The organism is Psychrobacter sp. SCQQ22 (genome assembly GCF_015864605.1).
Lineage (GTDB): Bacteria > Pseudomonadota > Gammaproteobacteria > Pseudomonadales > Moraxellaceae > Psychrobacter > Psychrobacter fozii.
The window spans coordinates 127084-145578 of sequence record NZ_JADYWZ010000002.1 but is presented as its reverse complement, the minus strand read 5'-3'; the positions used below and the strand labels follow the sequence as shown (position 1 = coordinate 145578).

The following is an 18495-nucleotide window of genomic DNA, read 5'->3' as shown; positions in this document are numbered from 1 at the left end:
CTATTTTATCGCTTGTCGGCAAACAGCAGTAGTGATATCATCATAAAACCTGACCAAATGGTCATCTTTCAAAGCGGTGTTATCACTAACACCAAATCACTCAGACCAAAACTATTAGCGAGGCTGCTGACACCTGTTATCAAGAAGTGTTAGTAGACTTAAAAATATATTAATCAAGGATGATTAACAGTGCCTGAATCTATAGAGTCTCAAAAAAACAGCGAGTTGATGTATCAGCTCAATGACAATCCTAGTTTTTGGCCGGCAAGCTTCGCGGCTTTACAACACCTATTAGCCAGCATCGTTGCTATTGTTACACCCACTTTGATTGTCGCTGGGACTTTGGGGTTGGGTGAATATGTTCCTTATTTGATTAGCTGTGCTCTAATCTCCTCTGGTATTGGCACTTATATTCAATGTAAAAAAATAGGTCCCGTAGGCGCTGGTATGTTAAGTCTACAAGGGACCAGCTTTGCTTTTTTGACAGCGATTATTTCTGCTGGCCTAATTGTAAAAGGACGTGGTGGTTCACCAGAAGATATTTTGGCCACTATCTTTGGCGTTAGTTTTTGCGCTGCCTTTGTCGAAGTTGTACTGAGTCGTTTTATTCATAAATTAAAAAGAATATTTACGCCTGTTGTCACTGGTACTATTATTATTCTCATTGGTGTTCCATTGATCGAAGTAGCCATGACTGATATTGCAGGTGGCTTTGGTGCCAAAGATTTTGGTAGCTTACAGAACCTGTTTCTAGGTATGGTTGTACTGGTATCAGTGATTGTTTTTAACCGCTCAAAAAATCCTTTATTAAGACTTTCCTCGATTGTTATTGCTTTAGTTTTAGGTATGCTAGCCGCCTTTTTTATGGGCAGGTTGGATTTTTCTTCACTGAGCAATGTTGGCTTCGTGACAGTTCCTATTCCCTTTAGATTTGGTTTTCAATTTGATATCGCCGCCTTTATTCCATTAGCTATTCTGTATTGTGTAAGTGCGCTTGAGACGACAGGCGATTTAACGGCAAATGCTGTGGTGTCCAAAGAGCCTGTCACAGGACCTGTCTATCTCAATCGAATTCAAGGTGGAGTATTGGCAGATGGTGTGAACTCTATGATTGCCGCGACTTTAAACAGTATGCCGTCGACGACTTTTAGCCAAAACAATGGCGTTATAGCGCTTACCGGAGTTGCTAGTCGCCATGTCGGGATTTATATTGCAGCGCTCATGATTATCATAGGGATGTTTCCTATATTCGGTGCCCTATTGCAAACCATGCCTCAGCCAGTACTAGGCGGTGCAACGCTAGTAATGTTTGGCACAGTCGCAGTGGCAGGTATCAAGGTATTGTCGACTGCCAAGCTCGACCGCCGTGATATGTTGATTGTCGCGACCTCTGTCGGAATGGGTATTGGTGTGTCTATGGTGCCTGAGGTGTTATCACACGTGCCTGAATTGATACGTAACGTGCTGATATCACCTGTAGCAATCGGTGCTATCACAGCCATTACATTAAGTTTGTTTTTACCAGTGGATACTCAAGACACTGATATATAATAAAAATATAGTCAATCCTCTACAAAAGAGTGACAGCGTTAACCTCGCTTGAAGTATCACAGTTACATCTGCACTCGGTTGCCTTGACGCTCTTTTAAAATGAATTAACTATCTAGCCAAAAAGTATTATTAAATGCCATTATTGTTTAAGGTTTATTAAATATAGATTGATTGTTTTGAGCGATTTAGTAGATATTTATGTTGGTGGTTTATCTGAGCTGCCTAATTTTATAAAGCCCAATTTTTTAGCCGAGTCTTGCTATGATTAGTTTCTATCTGAACGGAAAGCACCATGAGATAACCCACCTCAATCCGAATACAACGGTACTTGAGTATTTACGCTTGCACGAACGACAGACCGATACCAAAGAAGGCTGTGGTAGTGGTGACTGCGGTGCCTGTACCATCATGGCGCAACGATTGGCTATAGATGATAGCGAACAATCTACCACTCCTTTTTATACGCTAAACTCCTGCATTACTTTGCTTTCACTGATGGATGGTCATCATCTGATGACAGCGGCTTATCTCGCGGACAATCCTGAGCATCATCCAGATCGCGCCTCATTGCACCCAGCCCAACAAGCGATGGTTGACTGTCATGGTTCGCAGTGTGGCTTTTGCACACCTGGTTTTGTGATGTCGCTGGCCAGCGTTTATGAAAACCATCGTCTGCAAAAAGTGCAGGATGCGACGATAGATGCGCTAAGCTATGATGATATTGTCGCTTCAATATCGGGGAATTTATGTCGCTGTACGGGTTATCGCCCAATTATTGAAGCTGGTCTGGCCATGGGTACTATTGGTCAGCAGCGCGACGAAGCGCATACAGCAGCGAAAGATCTCACGATAGCGCTAGCTACCGATGCGATGGCAACTAGCAAGGCGTCTGTTCCACTGAAAGATAATGCTATCGAACCTGCATTGACGCAAGACTCGCGGCAGTTATTTATGCCGCAGTCAATTGATGCGCTGAATCAAGTACTAGCGGCCAATCCAAAGGCGACTATTTGGGCAGGCGGGACTGATCTGGGTCTAAGTGTGACGCAGCATTTGGTTGATCATGAAGTGATTGTGCAGCTCTCTGCGATTGATGAGCTAAAGACTTGGTCAGTGGTGGATGCTAATGATAATGCCAATGCGCTATCAGATGATAAGCAAAACGTAGCATCAGCATCTACAAAATCACTGATACTCGGCGCTGGTATGAGTTATAAAAAAATACTGCCTGTGCTTGAGCAGTATTTTCCTACATTTGCTGCGGTATTTGAACGTATTGCTTCACCACAAATTCGGAATATGGGTACTATCGGTGGCAATATTGCCAATGCCTCACCGATTGGCGATTTACCACCGATTCTATTAGCATTAGATGCGCAGGTTCATTTACGTCATTGTGATATGGCTAATCGTAACGGTGTTTCTCAGGCATCTTACTCTGATGAGACGATACCTTTATCAGCATTCTTTTTAGATTATAAAAAAACCAAGCTACGTGCAGGCAGCTATGTGGTCGCCGTCCATATACCACTTCTGCAAGACAATCAATATCTATACATCCATAAAATTAGTAAGCGTTATGAAGATGATATTTCTGCCTGTCTGCTTGCAGCAAGACTGGATATCTCAGCAGATGGCATGACCATTGAGGATGTCAAATTTGGGCTAGGTGGTATGGCGGCTATCCCTCTGCTAGCGACAAAATCTCAGCAAGCATTGATTGGACAGCCTTTGACGGTAGCTAGTTTTGAGAAGGCTGCAAAAATGCTACCAATGGATGTATCACCAATGACAGATGTGAGAGCGAGTCGAGAGTATCGTATGCATGTGGTGCAACGACTGCTCATTAAGTGCGGTAAGCAACTGGTAGCAGAGCTGCAAACGATAAGCGCTTGATAGAGACAGCTGGTATCGAAAGTGGATCTGAACTTCCTTTGCCCCAAATATAGATATTTATAACCGTTATGATTTTGCGACAGTGCTTTTGACAATAATATTATTAAGTTTAGCGTCTGACTTAACTTTCAATAGAGCCGTTCGCAACATAGCTTTTATCATACCGTCAAAACGCTAGAAGCCGAACATACAGGTTTGACCAAAAATATAAGAGAGCATCATCATGAGTCATCATTCTTCATTATTTGATAGCTACAGTATCCGTCGCGTACGTCCACCTAAAAACAAAATCGGTACTGGCGCAAAGCATGATAGTGCGATCAGTCATGTGATGGGTACGGCCACTTATGTCGATGACATGCTAAAACCACAATCGACCTTACACTTAGCTATAGGCAAAAGTGTCCATGCGCATGCACGTGTTTTAAGTATGGATTTCAGCGCAGTAAAAGCGGCTGATGGGGTAGTCGACGTGATTACCTTTGAAGATATCCCAGCCAAAACCGATATCGGTCCTGTATTTGATGGCGATCCGCTGATGGTGGATAAGATCACAGAATATGTGGGTCAGACCTTGTTTGTCGTCGTTGCAACCAGTCATCGCGCTGCCAAAAAAGCCACGCTCAAAGCAGTGATAGAGTATGAAGTATTACCAGCGATACTGACTATTGAAGATGCATTAAATCAAGAACAGTTTGTACGTCCCAGTCATTTTATGACGCGTGGTGATGCTCCCGCTGCGCTTGAATCGGCTACTACTCGCATCTCAGGCCATATTCATATGTTGGGGCAAGAGCATTTTTATCTCGAAGGTCAGGTCTCATACGTCGTACCTTGTGATGATGGTGGCCTCGAAGTCTATACCTCATCGCAGCATCCCAGTGAAGTACAGCAGCTCGTCGCCGAAGTGATTGACCTGCCTTTTCATGCGGTAACGACAGTCGTACGTAGAATGGGCGGTGGGTTTGGTGGTAAAGAGACGCAAGCTGCTGCATGGGCATGTCTGTGTGGCATTGTTGCTAAACGCCATAATGTGCCAGTAAGTATGCGTTTAGATCGCCAAGATGACATGGTGGTGACAGGTAAGCGTCATGAGTTCGCTAACCGATATGATGTTGGTGTCAATGACGAGGGTCAAGTTCTCGGTGTTGATATGCAATTAGCAGGACTGTGTGGTTATTCACCTGATTTGTCCGATGCTATCGTCGATCGTGCGATGTTTCATTGTGATAATGCCTACTACTATCCAGCGGCACAGATAGCAGGTCATCGTTGTAAGACGCATACTGTATCTAATACGGCTTATCGGGGTTTTGGTGGTCCGCAGGGTCTATTAACGGCTGAGTATATGATGGACCATATCGCTTATACGTTGGGCAAAGACCCACTGCAAGTACGTTTGGCGAACTTATACAAAGACGGTCAAAGCACCCATTATGGGCAGCCGATTGAGCATTTTGATTTAGCCACAATTATGCAGACGCTAGCCGATGATAATGAATACGATAAACGCCGCCAGCAGATAACAGAGGCCAACCAAAAGGCTGTAGTAGAGGGCAGTGATAAGCGCCTAGGTCTGGCATTGACGCCTGTTAAATTCGGTATCTCGTTTACCGTACAGCATTTGAATCAAGCAGGTGCATTGGTACATATTTATACAGATGGCAGTATCCAGATTAATCACGGTGGTACTGAAATGGGGCAAGGGTTATATGTAAAAATTGCCCAAATTGTCGCTAATGAATTTGATGTAGATTTGGATACTGTAAAAGTAACGGCCACACGTACAGACAAAGTGCCGAATACGTCGCCCACAGCGGCTTCATCGGGTACGGATATCAATGGTAAAGCGGCACAAAATGCTTGTATTACCATTAAAGAGCGCTTGGTTGAGTTTGCCGCTGAGCATTTTGAAGTCGTTGCAGAAAGCATTCAGTTTGAGAATAATCATGTCTATATTGCCGATAAAGCCACGCTTACTTTTGCTGAATTAACATTGCTGGCTTACCAGCATCGTATTAGTTTGTCTTCGACTGGCTATTATAAAACGCCAAAGATTTTTTATGATCGATCAAAAGCATGGGGTCGTCCGTTCTTTTACTTTGCACTGGGTGCATCGTGTTCAGAAGTCGAGATTGATATTTTAACGGGTGAGTATAAGGTACTGCGCTGCGATATCTTGCATGATGTTGGACAATCTATTAATCCAGATATTGATATTGGTCAGATTGAAGGTGGCTTCGTTCAAGGTATGGGTTGGCTAACGGCAGAAGAGTTGATTTGGGATAAGACAGGCAAACTTGCTTCCAATAGCGCGGCGAATTATAAGATTCCAACGGCTCATGACTTACCAAAGCAGTGGAGCGTGAAACTGTTCGATCGTAAGAATGAAGAGCAGACTATTTATAACTCTAAAGCAGTGGGCGAGCCACCATTTATGTTGGCCGCCAGCGTCTGGTGTGCGATTAACAATGCGGTCGCAAGCTTGGGGGATTATAAGAAAAATCCAGAGTTGACCATGCCAGCGACGCCAGAGGCCGTATTGAAAGCTGTGATGCGTATGCAAGGTCAAGCGTGGGAGATTGCTGATAAAGTAGATGTTGACACTATTGAGAGCTTAACGTCAGCTGATGATAATTACGGTATTGATGATGATCGAGTCTTACCGCAGCAAGTATCTCATGGCAAAAATATCAATCCGACAGAGACTGAAGGTCAGCTATTCGACGATCAGCCCGAGGCGATAAAAGATCCAAATGTATCAACGGCTAGAGGTCCTGCGCACGGTGAGTAATATATCGGCGCCACAAACACCAGTATCACAAATATCCGAGCCACACTTATCTGAGCCACAAATGTTATCGTGTTCAGCTGTACACTCGATGCCTTTGATATCCTCGATGCGTTGGTATGATGGACTGGCAGAATATCAGCAGCGTGGTATCGCACATGTTTTGGCCACTGTCGTTGCTGTTAATGGTTCAGCACCTCGAGAGTTACAGTCTAAAATGATTGTAACGCTTGATGATTGCTGTGACACGTTGGGCGGCGGTAGTCTCGAGCATGATGTGACGATAACTGCTAGGAAACTGCTTAAAGGTGAGCCAGATACAGATGACTCAAAAGGCTCTAAACCATCAAGAGAAGGTAAGTCTGAAAAAGCCAAAGCAGTACGCCGTGACGCTGTTTATACCAAACATTACCCATTGGGTGCCAAGTTAGCGCAGTGCTGCGGTGGTAGTGTCACCGTCATGTTTGAGTGCTTTAATGTGATGCCGCCCATGTCGTTATTGGTTTTTGGAGCAGGGCATGTCGCAGCGGCATTAATGACCATACTTGCCGATTTACCTTGTCAGGTCGATTGGGTGGATAGCCGCGCTGAGATGTTCGAGCGTTATGTGACGCAGGATGCTAATGCTATAGATGACCAAGTCACTTATCAATTGCCTGCGCATATTCGTCCACATATCGAAGAAGATCCTGTGGACTTTGTACGCCCATTCATTGCAAACAGCCGCCGGAATGCAGCTGCCAACAAAGGGTCTCAGCACTTTATATTAGTCATGACTCATGATCATAGTCTTGATTTTGACTTGGTGCGTGCTGCATTGGATGCTTCTCTAGATATAAATGCCGATGCTCATGAGGCCACTACCGACGATAGCGCATTACAATCTATGCCTTATCTAGGCTGTATCAGCTCAAAAACCAAAGAAAATCGTTTTAGAACTCGTTTGCTTCAGCGCGGCTATAGTGAGCAAGCGATTGCCAAGCTAACCATGCCAATAGGACTTGAGATTGGTGGCAAAGAGCCTATGGCCGTTGCGGTATCTATCGCTGCTCAAGTTTTACAGCTTTATCATCGTGCATAAATGTCATAGGTCATAACTGATATTGACCCATAAACTTTGCATTACTGTTCAACTTTACGGTTTAACTTTTTATTACTCAGACATTACTTTCGTTTTTTATCTTTGTACGCCATAACGATATATAGGCTGCACTCAGTCACTTTGTGTTCAAAATATGCTCGTCATGCTTGAGTGTTTAACACGGCCTAATCTTGTGCCAAAGTGCTGATCCATTAATGTGAGATTTTTTATGGCTATACATATTTATCAAGCTCAATTACTGCATTATCTTACCGAAGATGACCTTGCTATCCGATCAAAAGAATTGGAGGCTGCGGCAAAAGATTCAGACAATGCCCAGTATCTCAATACCATAGAGCTGGATAGCAGTACCTCACTATTACCTGTCATCGCAGGCGTGAACGTTTATCCTGAGTATATTGCAGACGGTGCACTCGTAGTCGATGATGCAACAGGTCTAGTTGTGGATTATGGTGATTGTGCCTCAATGATATCGCAGTATGGCAATGAGAGCGAGCAAGAGAGTAAAGTATCAGTACAGATTCATAACTGTAAACACAATCTAATCATGCCAGGTTTTATCGATACTCATGTGCATTACCCGCAGATAGATATGATTGCTGCTTTTGGAGAGCAGTTACTCGATTGGCTCAATAATTATACTTTTGTCACCGAGGCAAATTTTGGTAATCCAAAAGTTGCCCATGATACTGCCCGATTCTTTTTAAACCAGTTATTGGCCAACGGTACGACGAGTGCATTGGTGTTTTCGACCAGTCATCCGCAATCGGTAGAGGCTTTTTTTACTGAAAGTATTCGACTGAACACACGCATGATTACTGGTAATGTGCTGATGGATCAGAATGCCCCTGAGAATCTGTGTGTGCCCACTGAGCAAGGCATCCGAGATACGCAAAATATCATCGATAAATGGCATGAGCATGGACGTCAACATGTGGCCATCACTCCAAGGTTTGCGATTACATCGACGCCAAAACAATTACAAATGACGGGTGAGCTATACCGCAGTTATGATAGTGTTTATTTGCAAACACATCTGGCCGAAAACCTTGATGAAGTGGCTTTTGTACGTGAGCTTTATCCCAATCACAAAGGCTATTTGGATGTTTATCATGATATGGGCTTACTGGGCAGACGAACCACACTGGCACATGGTATTTACCTTGAAACCTCAGAGTATGAAGTGTTACGTGATACGGGTACTCAAATAGCACACTGTCCAACCTCCAATTTATTTTTGGGTAGTGGGCTGTTCGATTTGTCCAAAACCTTGAGTTATACCGGCGTGAGTATCGCGACTGATGTGGGGGCGGGTACTAGCTTATCGATGCTGACGACTTTATCAGAGGCTTATAAGGTTCAGCAATTACAGAAAAAATCACTATCAGCCCATCAAGGGTTGTATCAGATTACGTTGGGTAATGCGCAGTCGTTATTGTTGGATGATAAAATTGGCAATTTCATGCCAAACAAAGAAGCTGATTTTGTCGTGATAAATATGGGCGGTACGGAGTTGCTTGAGCGTCGTATGACACAGACCAAGTCACTTGAAGAGCAGTTGTTTGTGTTGATGATGCTAGGCGATGATAGAGTGATTGAGCAGACCGTTATCGCTGGCGTGAGTCGTTATAAAAGATCTACGACTTTATAGGATAAGTGTTTGTAGAATAAGTGATAAAAATATGGTTTGTTTAACACAGTATAGCGCTTCAAACGACAGCGTTTAAGTGTCCATATTCGAATGGCTTTTATTCGAAGGGCTCTTATTTTAATAGCCTTTATTTGAATGGCACCCAGTGTCTATTTTACTAAAGTTACTCTGTAAATAGACACTGAGCATGTTTCGCTATGAAGCCTGTTTAAGCTTTAGTTAAATACCAGCATTAGCACATTATTCAGGATAATTAATCCAAACCCAGCCGTTTTCTAACCATTCACTCAATTCATCTGGTTCAATATCCGTGACATCTTGCTTTGTTAAATGCTCGCCACTGGCCAAGCGTATCAACACCGTCGTTGACGCATCATCTAGCCCATCAATACGTTGACCGTTCGCATATAGTAGGATGCCATCATCAGTGTGGCTGTAGATCAAGCGGTTGTTATAGTCAGCTTGCAGTGTTGCGCCTTCAGCCAAAGCTTGCATCAGCTCGTCTGTATCCAAAGTTTCTTCTGGTACGAGTGCATCATATTGACGCTTGCTAACCACTTCAGACACTGCTTGGCGAATCATGTCATCACCACGATCAGATTGTAGCATTTGCAATAACTGGTTTTTGATCGCTTGGATACTGTCAGCTTGTAGCTCACCTGATGCCTGTAGCGCTTGTGGCAGTAGCATCGGTATAAATAAATCGCTGTCGTTGGTTGCGATATCAGCCATATTATCGATGATTTGCATCAAGTTTGGGCGACGGCAGCCAAAAGAAAACGTCAAACAGTCATCTTGTGCAACGCCAAAGTGCGATAATTTAGGTGGTACGTACAGCACATCGCCAGCTTCTAATATCTCATCAAATATAATCTCGCCCATATCGTCAAAAAGCCTGATTGGCTCATCGGCGACGAACTCTGTACCTTTATCACAGAATTTGCCTAGCTGCCAACGGCGGTGACCGTAACCTTGTGCCAAAAATACATCGTAATCATCATAGTGTTTGCCCACTGAGCCGCCTTTTGGCGCATACGAGACCATAATATCATCGCGCTGCCACTGAGGTATAAAGTCAAAAGCTTGCCACAGTTGACCAAGCTCAGGAGACCATTGCTCTAGATTCTGTACGAGTGCCGTCCATTGCTCAGGTAAGTTATCAAAATCAGCTTCAGTCAACGGGCTTTTTTTAAGTTGCCACTGTGCTTGTCCTTCGGTCTTGGTCGCAGACTGGGTCAGTAGGCGTGCTGAGGCTTCTTCTTCTAGTGCTAGGCCTAGCATGTCATCAGGTTCAAACATGCCAATAAGTTGTGGCAAGCCTTGCTTAATAAGGAGCGGTTTTTTTTGCCAGTATTCTGCTAGGAACTGTTCAGCAGTGATAGAGGCTGGCAAGCATAGAGGTGTAGAGGTCATGAGTAAATCCGTGTCTTTGGGTAGGTATAAGATTAATAATGAGGATTGCTTTATAGGAGGGGTTTAATAGTTTATGATTATCACCTATCTAATAGCGAGTATAATACTTGCTATCGGAGCCTCTCATTAATCGTAGGAAATTTATGAAAAAGTTACATTTTATTGTCATTATCGCCAGTGTGTTCTTATTGCAAGGCTGTATACATAAGCTTGTGACTGTCCCTGCTAAGATTGCTTATAAAACTACTAAAGGCGTGGTAAAAGGTACGGTCGCAGTGGGTAAAGCCATCATACCGGGCGATAGTGATGACGACAAAAAAGATGATTAGTTTATTATTCGGCTGTTATTTTCGGCTACTTGATCATGTTGATCATAGCCCTATCGTAACGAATTTGAAATAGAGTAATCACCGCAGCAATTAGCCCACCGAGTAGTGCTAATGCCATGTCTTTGTGGGCATCCCAAACATCACCTTGCTGACCATTATAAGCTTCTGCTGCTTCTGGCGATAAGGTGGTTGCAATTCCCCATTCTAATAGCTCATAGAGCAAACTTGACGACATATTAATCATAAGTGCAATCGCTATCAAAAGTTTGATGGATGATATCTTAAAGATAAATTTTGAGCTCTCAACCATCCCATAGAACAGCAAAAGCCCATAGCTAAAATGTACGAGCCTGTCATACATATTCCGCTGCCAACCAAAAAAATCGTTTAAGCTGGCGCCAAATATGAGCTGTGTCCAATCATCATAGGGCACATATGAGTATAGATAACGTGCACCGATAATATGAATGAATAGAAATATTGAAGCGAGAATATAGGAGCGTGACCTAATATGCCAATAACGATAGGCTAGCAGCATAAACCCTAAAAAAATCAAGGTACCCAACTGATGTAGTAGGTAGCTTGACCATTCTAGAGGCTCAATACTTGCCAGCACCATTACAATGAATACCGCAATGGTACTGACAACCACAGATTTAAAATGTCGCTGCATTTTGCCCGCTTATTTTTTGCTAGCTGTTAATAGCAGTCAATTAAAGCTTGGCAATCCAATCTTTAATGGTAAGGGCTTGCTCAGTGGCATTACCAATATAAGTGGCTGGTGTCATGTCACGTAGGCGTGCTTTATCAGCGTCGCTAACAGCAGACAACTCATCACTTTCGACAAACGTTAGTATGGCTTCGCGAGTCATGGCGTTACCACGGGTCAATGCTTTAAGCTTTTCATATGGGTTTTCCACACGGTAGCGACGCATCACGGTTTGAATCGGCTCAGCCAATACTTCTTGTGCATTGTTCAAATCGTCATTCAAACGCTGCGCATTCAATTCAAGCTTACCAACGCCTTTTAAGCAAGCGTCAAAAGCGATCATGCTTTGTGCCAGACCAACACCGATGTTACGCAATACGGTTGAATCTGATAAGTCACGTTGCATACGTGAGATAGGCAGTTTTTCGCCCAAATGTGCCAACATAGCATTCGCAACGCCCAAGTTACCTTCTGAGTTTTCAAAATCAATTGGGTTGACTTTATGCGGCATGGTAGAAGAACCCACTTCGCCGTCTTTTAGACGCTGTTTGAAATAGCCTAAGCTGATATATTGCCAAATATCACGGTTAAAATCGATCAAGATAGTATTGAAGCGTTTGACGGCATCAAATAGCTCAGCGATATAATCATGTGGCTCAATCTGAGTGGTGTAAGGGTTAAACGTTAGCTCAAGACGCTCACCGATGAAGGTTTCGGCATGTGATTGCCAGTCTACATCAGGATAGGCTGAAAAATGAGCGTTATAGTTACCAACCGCGCCATTGATTTTACCCAATAGCTCAACTTGACCGATTTGTTTGATTTGGCGGGCTAGGCGATAGGCTACGTTTGCCATTTCTTTACCAAGGGTCGTTGGGCTAGCGGTCTGGCCATGTGTACGCGACAACATAGGCTGCTCGGCGTGAGTAATGGCCAAATCAACGATGCTATCAGTCACTTGCTGCATTTTAGCAACCACGATCTCGCGGCTGTCTTTGAGCATCAAGGCGTATGACAAGTTGTTGATGTCTTCACTGGTACAAGCAAAGTGAATGAACTCTAGCGAATCAATGAGTGCGTCCTGACCACGGAATTTGTCTTTGATGAAGTATTCAACTGCTTTTACATCGTGATTGGTCGTGGCTTCGATATCTTTGATAGCTTGCGCATCGGCTTCACTAAAATCATCAACGATAGCATTTAAGAAAGCATTCGTTGCTTCATCAAATGCTGCCAATTCGCCGATAGCGCTATTATCAGCCAATGACTGCAACCAGCGAATCTCAACGGTGACGCGAGCTTTGATCAGACCGAATTCAGATAAATAAGGACGTAAACTGTCGGCTTTAGACGCATAGCGACCGTCGATTGGAGAAAGGGCTGTCAAGGCAGAAAAAGAGGTGGTCATAGATATCCTTTAGCTTAGTCAGTGATTGTAGTGAAATAAATCGTTTTAAGTACAACAGTAAAAATAATTTAATAATGGTGTCGCGGTTCTCGAAAGTAACGCTGTAATTCTTTTAGAAGCCGCATGGCGCATCAATTGAAGCAATCACGCCGCCACCTAGACAAACTTCATTGATATAAAATACGGCTGACTGACCTGGAGTGACGGCACGTTGTGGCTCGTAAAACACCACACGAACATCGTTTCCGTCAGCACTTGTTGCAAATACACGACACGCTTGATCTGGCTGGCGATAGCGTGCTTTTGCCATACAGAGTAGGCCCTCTGTGGTAAACACTTCCGCAGGTGGCAGGCCGTCGACCCAATCCATTTTATAAGCCGTCAGCTCATTACTGAGCATCATTGGATGTTCGTGACCTTGACCGACAATCAAACGGTTTTTGTCTAGGTCTTTTGCCAATACAAACCAAGGCTCTTCAGGACGATCTTTGACACCGCCAATACCAATACCGCCACGTTGGCCTAAGGTGTAATACATCAGGCCATCATGAGTGCCGATGGTATGTCCATCGTCGGTCACGATATCGCCTTTTTGGGCAGGTAAGTATTGCTGTAAAAAGTCCTTGAAACGGCGCTCGCCAATGAAGCAAATACCAGTAGAGTCTTTCTTTTTAGCTGTCGCTAAATCATGCTCTTCTGCAATCTGGCGCACGACAGGTTTTTCGAGCTCACCGACTGGGAACAATGTCTTGGCAATTTTATCGCCGCCGACAGCATGTAAGAAGTAGCTTTGATCTTTGTTATTATCCAAGCCACGTAAGAGCTGAGCAACTTCATCCCCATCGGCATTGGTATAATTTACACTGCGTCGCGTATAGTGACCAGTAGCGATGTAATCAGCACCAAGGGTCAAGGCATAGTCTAAGAATGCTTTGAACTTGATTTCTTTGTTGCATAAAATATCAGGGTTTGGGGTGCGACCGGCTTTATATTCCGCTAAAAAGTGCTCAAAAACACGATCCCAGTATTCCATCGCAAAATTGGCCGTGTGCAGCTTCATGCCGATTTTGTCACACACGGCTTGCGCGTCTGCCAAATCATCCATCGCCGTACAGTATTCCGTACCGTCATCTTCTTCCCAGTTCTTCATAAACAGGCCTTCTACCTTAAACCCTGCTTGTTGGAGTAGGACGGCAGACACAGAAGAATCAACACCACCTGACATACCGACAATCACATGCTTGGTGCTAGGATTATCAATATCGGCAAGCGTCAAAGTACGCTGGGCGCTGAAAGAATCAGAAACGGGTGTGCTTGATGTATTTGGGATGGCTGACATAAGACGGCTCAACTATTTATACCTTAATTCAAAATTTGATATGACCATATAAGCTGGTGCTGCTTACTAAAGTTACTAGATTTAGTAAGTTGACCACATTGACACTGTCATCTCATCTTTCAGATTTGGTATTATGATAAAATAAGCGTCATATTATACCAGTTAATTGAAACGGGTGGCGACCTATGGCATCTTACTGCTCGTAAAACTGCTTTGAAAATTCAGATAGTAGTTTTAAATTATTTTAATCGCCTTTATTTTATTTGGAATACTAATGATAAAAATTGGACAAGGTATCGATGTTCATGCTTTCCATAATAATGGTCAGCAGCAGCAATATGTCATATTAGCAGGCGTGCCCATTGAGCATACTCACAGTTTGCTTGCACATTCTGACGGTGATGTGGTGTTACATGCGCTCGCTGATGCACTGCTTGGCGCATTGGCGCTTGGTGATATCGGTCAGCATTTCCCTGATACCGATGCGGCACATGCAGGTTTAGATTCGCGAGTCTTGTTACGCTACGTCTATGGCAAAGTACAAGAGGCAGGATATCGGTTAGGCAATGCGGATATTACTGTGATGTGCGAACGTCCAAAGCTGGCGCCGCACAGTCAGGCAATGCGTGAAAATATCGCCAGTGATTTGCAAACGGATATTAGCAATATCAGTGTGAAAGCCACCACGACTGAAAAGTTAGGCTTTACAGGTCGTCAAGAGGGCATCATGGCCAATGCCGTGGTATTATTAGTGCCTCATAGAGTTGATGTTTAACCGATATATAATCATACTTGTAATATCGTGTTGATTGCCCCATGTATCAGCCGTCTCTTTACTCAATTATTTTGTAATATTAATCACTGTTTTCAATGAACCGCTTTATCAATAGGAGCTTTTATGACTGAGCAAACCCCAAACACTGCTGCAAACGACGTTGAACAATTGATCCGTGATCAAATCCGTGACAATAAAGTTATTATTTATATGAAAGGCACACCGCAGTTTCCACAATGTGGCTTTTCTGCTAAATCGATTGAAGTTCTTACTCAGATCGGTCGCCCATTTGCCTTTGTAAATATTTTAGAAAACCCAGAAATTCGTGCAACTTTACCAAAAGTGGCGAATTGGCCGACGTTTCCACAATTATGGATCGACGGTGAGTTGATGGGCGGATCAGACATCATCTTGCAGATGTATCAATCAGGTGAGCTAAAGCCATTGGTTGAAGCAAACAGCCCAGCTGCTTAATGCTAAAAACACTTATCTAAGCTTTTTTATTATCAAGCTGGTAAGTTATTAACAATAAAAGCTCGAGTCAGTCCTTAATTGGTCGCTCGGGCTTTTATTGTTTTTGTCAGTCTTGCCCCCATATATGGCTCAACAGCAAATATTATAAAAACATAAATAGTGAGAGAATATTATGAGCAATCAACCAACAGAACAACAATTGGCTGAACCGGTATCTGCTGAGCAAGCAGCAATAGAGAAACGCCGCGAGCATTTAAAAAATGAATCGACACGTATCATCGAAATTGCCAGTAGTGAGTCCAACTCAGCACTGAAATGTATCCATCAGCTTAGTGTGGCAGGCGGCGCGACAGAAGCGACGTATGTTGCTATCGAACAGCGCATTGTCGCCGATCAAGATACGGCAGGTGCTTATCATTTGGCGTTACTGGCTCAAAACACACCAGATCTACCAATTGACGCGCGCCAGCTGATTGAGTTGGTGGCCAATAAAGGTGATAACCAACAGCGCTTGGCATTGCTTAAAAACTTACTATTACCGCCTGTTGAACTGATTAAAGAGCAGATTTTAGCCAGTGATGACGGCGATGCGATTGGTCAAATGAATGCGTATCTGCAGATCAATCCAGAAGGCTATGGTAGCCATCATATGCTGTCTAGTGGTCAATTCGATCAGATCGTACCGCTGAGCCCTGGGAAATAATTTTTATAGTAGACCTTAATATGAATAGTTTTTGCTATGACGTTTTTTAAGCATCAAAAAATTGTTATAATGATAGGTTATCTACCCAATTACCAACGACTTATCTGAGTCGTTGTCTTTTTTATAAATTCGACTGACGTTTATTTGCCGATTGCCATACTATTTTATAATCACACGGTTTGATAATAAAATAGGGTAATCGGCAGCGTTATGAGTCAAGTGAGGCACACATGCAATACCCAAAACATTACGACGTGATAGTAATCGGTGGCGGTCATGCTGGCACAGAAGCTGCTTTGGCGGCCGCACGTATGGGCGCGCAGACCTTGCTGTTGACGCATAACATTGAGACACTCGGACAGATGAGCTGTAATCCTGCGATTGGTGGTATCGGTAAATCACATCTGGTGCGTGAGATTGATGCATTAGGTGGTGCGATGGCGCTAGCAACAGACAAAGCTGGTATCCAGTTTCGCGTGCTAAACAGCCGTAAAGGTGCTGCCGTTCGTGCCACACGTGCGCAAGCGGATCGTATTCTTTATAAAGCCTCTATCCGTCATACGCTAGAAAACCAGCCAAACCTTGATCTATTTCAGCAAGCCGCTGATGATATCTTGGTAGAGAATGGTCGTGCAACGGCAGTGGTTACCTCTACTGGTATTATCTTTAAGACTGAAACAGTGGTACTGACTTCAGGGACTTTCTTGGGTGGTGTGATTCATATCGGCCTAGAGAATTCCAAAGGTGGACGTGCAGGGGATCAGCCGTCTATCAAGTTGGCAGATCGTTTGCGTGAGCTTAAGCTACCAGTCGGTCGTCTAAAGACAGGTACACCAGCACGTATTGATGCGCGTAGCGTTGACTTTAGTGTGATGACCGTACAGCCGGGTGACACACCGTTACCAGTCATGAGCTATATGGGTGACGTCTCTATGCATCCAGAGCAGGTCAACTGCTATATCACGCATACCAATGCGCGTACTCATGACATTATCCGTGAGAATTTAGATCGTTCGCCGATGTTCTCTGGCAAAATCGAAGGCGTGGGTCCACGTTATTGCCCATCTATTGAAGACAAGATCCATCGCTTTGCAGACAAAGACAGCCATCAGATATTTATTGAGCCAGAAGGTCTAACCACGCATGAGCTCTATCCAAATGGTATCTCAACCAGCTTGCCATTTGATGTGCAGTTAGAGTTTATTCATAGTATGAAAGGGTTAGAGAACGCGCACATTACCCGTCCAGGTTATGCTATTGAGTATGATTACTTTGATCCACAAAACCTAAAACCAACGCTCGAAACCAAATCTATTGATGGCTTGTACTTTGCCGGTCAGATCAATGGTACGACAGGTTATGAAGAAGCGGGCGTACAGGGTTTATTGGCAGGTACAAACGCCGCATTGGTGACCACTAATAATAGTGAATTTGACGTGTGGACACCGCGCCGTGATGAAGCGTATCTTGGCGTGTTGGTTGACGATTTGATTACCCATGGTACGACTGAGCCGTATCGTATGTTCACGAGCCGCGCAGAGTATCGTCTATTGTTACGTGAAGACAATGCGGATCAACGCTTGACTGAAACGGGTCGCAAGCTTGGCTTGGTTGACGATGTGCGTTGGCAGGCTTATCAAGAAAAAATGGAAGCGATTACGACAGAGACTTCACGCCTAAAAGACATGTGGGCAACCCCTGCTAATGCGCTAGGCAAAAAAGTGACAGAGCAAACAGGAGAGGTGCTTAGCAAAGAAGCGACAGCCTTTGATTTGCTCAAGCGTCCGCAGATACATTTTGCTGATATCGCTGCTATTACTGATTCGCAGGTCGATACACAAGTGGGCGAGCAGATAGAGATTTCTGTCAAATATGCAGGCTATATCGATCGCCAGCAAGAAGACATCGATCAAATGAAACGTCTCGAAAATACCGCACTACCGATGGACTTTGACTATAGTGTCGTATCTGGATTATCAAATGAGATTGTGCAAAAACTCACGCAAGTCCGTCCTTCGACTTTAGCCCAAGCCGGACGAGTGAGTGGTGTTACGCCTGCTGCCATTCAACTGTTAGCCATGACGGTTAAAAAACAGAAAAAAGCGAAGGCTGCGCTAGATTCATAATAGCCGTATTAATTTTTGATGACAGCCTAACAAAGCCTTTCATAACAAAGTACTTACAATAAGCAAAAGCCCGTAACGACATCTCGTTACGGGCTTTTGTTTGTTAGGATTACAGTTGGTTTCGAAAGAAAGGAGCATGTAACCTTGTCTTACTTGCTACTTTGTCTCTATACTAGGTCAGAAACTTTCTCATTACTTGTTAATTTATCTCGCTGATGTCCATATTAT

At 43.8% G+C, this 18495-nt stretch carries 14 protein-coding genes; 10 read left to right on the top strand and 4 right to left on the bottom strand.

What is annotated here, in order from left to right:
* Window positions 1-189: 189 nt before the first annotated feature.
* The 5 genes from I6E84_RS03405 to guaD all read left to right on the top strand — a co-directional run bounded on the left by I6E84_RS03405 (window position 190) and on the right by guaD (window position 8991).
* Window positions 190-1551 carry a uracil-xanthine permease family protein gene (locus tag I6E84_RS03405; RefSeq protein WP_320158621.1) on the top strand — a complete coding sequence of 454 codons (1362 nt, stop codon included), beginning with the start codon at window positions 190-192 and terminating at the stop codon, window positions 1549-1551.
* A 261-nt stretch (window positions 1552-1812) separates the two neighbouring features.
* Window positions 1813-3447: a xanthine dehydrogenase small subunit gene (locus I6E84_RS03400; protein ID WP_197216148.1), complete on the top strand. Its 1635-nt coding sequence runs from the start codon at window positions 1813-1815 to the stop codon at window positions 3445-3447.
* Between the two features lie 223 nt (window positions 3448-3670).
* Window positions 3671-6241, top strand: coding sequence for a xanthine dehydrogenase molybdopterin binding subunit (gene xdhB, locus I6E84_RS03395; protein ID WP_197216147.1), 2571 nt, complete (start codon window positions 3671-3673; stop codon window positions 6239-6241).
* The gene (locus I6E84_RS03390) at window positions 6234-7319 is read left to right on the top strand and encodes an XdhC family protein (protein WP_320158620.1); all 1086 of its coding nucleotides are present in this window, start codon (window positions 6234-6236) and stop codon (window positions 7317-7319) included. Before xdhB ends, I6E84_RS03390 begins: the two co-directional genes overlap by 8 nt.
* Window positions 7320-7548: 229 nt before the next feature.
* Window positions 7549-8991, top strand: coding sequence for a guanine deaminase (gene guaD, locus I6E84_RS03385; RefSeq protein WP_197216146.1), 1443 nt, complete (start codon window positions 7549-7551; stop codon window positions 8989-8991).
* A gap of 240 nt (window positions 8992-9231) precedes the next feature.
* On the opposite strand, the gene I6E84_RS03380 is transcribed toward guaD, so the two are convergent.
* Window positions 9232-10404 carry a cupin domain-containing protein gene (locus I6E84_RS03380; protein ID WP_197216145.1) on the bottom strand — a complete coding sequence of 391 codons (1173 nt, stop codon included), beginning with the start codon at window positions 10402-10404 and terminating at the stop codon, window positions 9232-9234.
* Window positions 10405-10547: 143 nt separating this feature from the next.
* Between I6E84_RS03380 and I6E84_RS03375 the strand changes: the two genes are divergently transcribed.
* Entirely contained in the window at window positions 10548-10733 is a 186-nt protein-coding gene (locus tag I6E84_RS03375; RefSeq protein ID WP_110922951.1) for an NF038104 family lipoprotein, read from the top strand.
* Between the two features lie 25 nt (window positions 10734-10758).
* On the opposite strand, the gene I6E84_RS03370 is transcribed toward I6E84_RS03375, so the two are convergent.
* The 3 genes from I6E84_RS03370 to mnmA form a co-directional block, all read right to left on the bottom strand.
* Window positions 10759-11406 (bottom strand): DUF2238 domain-containing protein, encoded by a 648-nt coding sequence (locus I6E84_RS03370; protein WP_197216144.1) that lies wholly within the window; start codon window positions 11404-11406, stop codon window positions 10759-10761.
* 40 nt (window positions 11407-11446) lie between these two features.
* Window positions 11447-12850, bottom strand: coding sequence for an adenylosuccinate lyase (gene purB, locus I6E84_RS03365; RefSeq protein WP_197216143.1), 1404 nt, complete (start codon window positions 12848-12850; stop codon window positions 11447-11449).
* Window positions 12851-12962: 112 nt separating this feature from the next.
* The gene (gene mnmA / locus I6E84_RS03360) at window positions 12963-14189 is read right to left on the bottom strand and encodes a tRNA 2-thiouridine(34) synthase MnmA (RefSeq protein ID WP_197216142.1); all 1227 of its coding nucleotides are present in this window, start codon (window positions 14187-14189) and stop codon (window positions 12963-12965) included.
* Window positions 14190-14463: 274 nt separating this feature from the next.
* Between mnmA and ispF the strand changes: the two genes are divergently transcribed.
* The 4 genes from ispF (at window position 14464) to mnmG (ending at window position 18267) form a co-directional block, all read left to right on the top strand.
* On the top strand, window positions 14464-14964 hold the full coding sequence (gene ispF / locus I6E84_RS03355) for a 2-C-methyl-D-erythritol 2,4-cyclodiphosphate synthase (protein WP_194197513.1): 501 nt from the start codon (window positions 14464-14466) through the stop codon (window positions 14962-14964).
* Window positions 14965-15087: 123 nt separating this feature from the next.
* Window positions 15088-15438: a Grx4 family monothiol glutaredoxin gene (gene grxD, locus I6E84_RS03350; RefSeq protein WP_110922946.1), complete on the top strand. Its 351-nt coding sequence runs from the start codon at window positions 15088-15090 to the stop codon at window positions 15436-15438.
* A gap of 172 nt (window positions 15439-15610) precedes the next feature.
* The gene (locus I6E84_RS03345) at window positions 15611-16141 is read left to right on the top strand and encodes a hypothetical protein (RefSeq protein WP_194363140.1); all 531 of its coding nucleotides are present in this window, start codon (window positions 15611-15613) and stop codon (window positions 16139-16141) included.
* 230 nt (window positions 16142-16371) lie between these two features.
* The gene (mnmG, locus tag I6E84_RS03340) at window positions 16372-18267 is read left to right on the top strand and encodes a tRNA uridine-5-carboxymethylaminomethyl(34) synthesis enzyme MnmG (protein WP_197216140.1); all 1896 of its coding nucleotides are present in this window, start codon (window positions 16372-16374) and stop codon (window positions 18265-18267) included.
* Window positions 18268-18495: the final 228 nt, after the last annotated feature.

Coding starts and splice junctions, on each gene's coding strand:
- I6E84_RS03400 (WP_197216148.1), top strand. CDS start 1,813: ATGATTAGTTTCTATCTGAACGGAAAGCACCATGAGATAACCCACCTC.
- xdhB (WP_197216147.1), top strand. CDS start 3,671: ATGAGTCATCATTCTTCATTATTTGATAGCTACAGTATCCGTCGCGTA.
- guaD (WP_197216146.1), top strand. CDS start 7,549: ATGGCTATACATATTTATCAAGCTCAATTACTGCATTATCTTACCGAA.
- I6E84_RS03380 (WP_197216145.1), bottom strand. CDS start 10,404: ATGACCTCTACACCTCTATGCTTGCCAGCCTCTATCACTGCTGAACAG.
- I6E84_RS03375 (WP_110922951.1), top strand. CDS start 10,548: ATGAAAAAGTTACATTTTATTGTCATTATCGCCAGTGTGTTCTTATTG.
- I6E84_RS03370 (WP_197216144.1), bottom strand. CDS start 11,406: ATGCAGCGACATTTTAAATCTGTGGTTGTCAGTACCATTGCGGTATTC.
- purB (WP_197216143.1), bottom strand. CDS start 12,850: ATGACCACCTCTTTTTCTGCCTTGACAGCCCTTTCTCCAATCGACGGT.
- mnmA (WP_197216142.1), bottom strand. CDS start 14,189: ATGTCAGCCATCCCAAATACATCAAGCACACCCGTTTCTGATTCTTTC.
- ispF (WP_194197513.1), top strand. CDS start 14,464: ATGATAAAAATTGGACAAGGTATCGATGTTCATGCTTTCCATAATAAT.
- grxD (WP_110922946.1), top strand. CDS start 15,088: ATGACTGAGCAAACCCCAAACACTGCTGCAAACGACGTTGAACAATTG.
- I6E84_RS03345 (WP_194363140.1), top strand. CDS start 15,611: ATGAGCAATCAACCAACAGAACAACAATTGGCTGAACCGGTATCTGCT.
- mnmG (WP_197216140.1), top strand. CDS start 16,372: ATGCAATACCCAAAACATTACGACGTGATAGTAATCGGTGGCGGTCAT.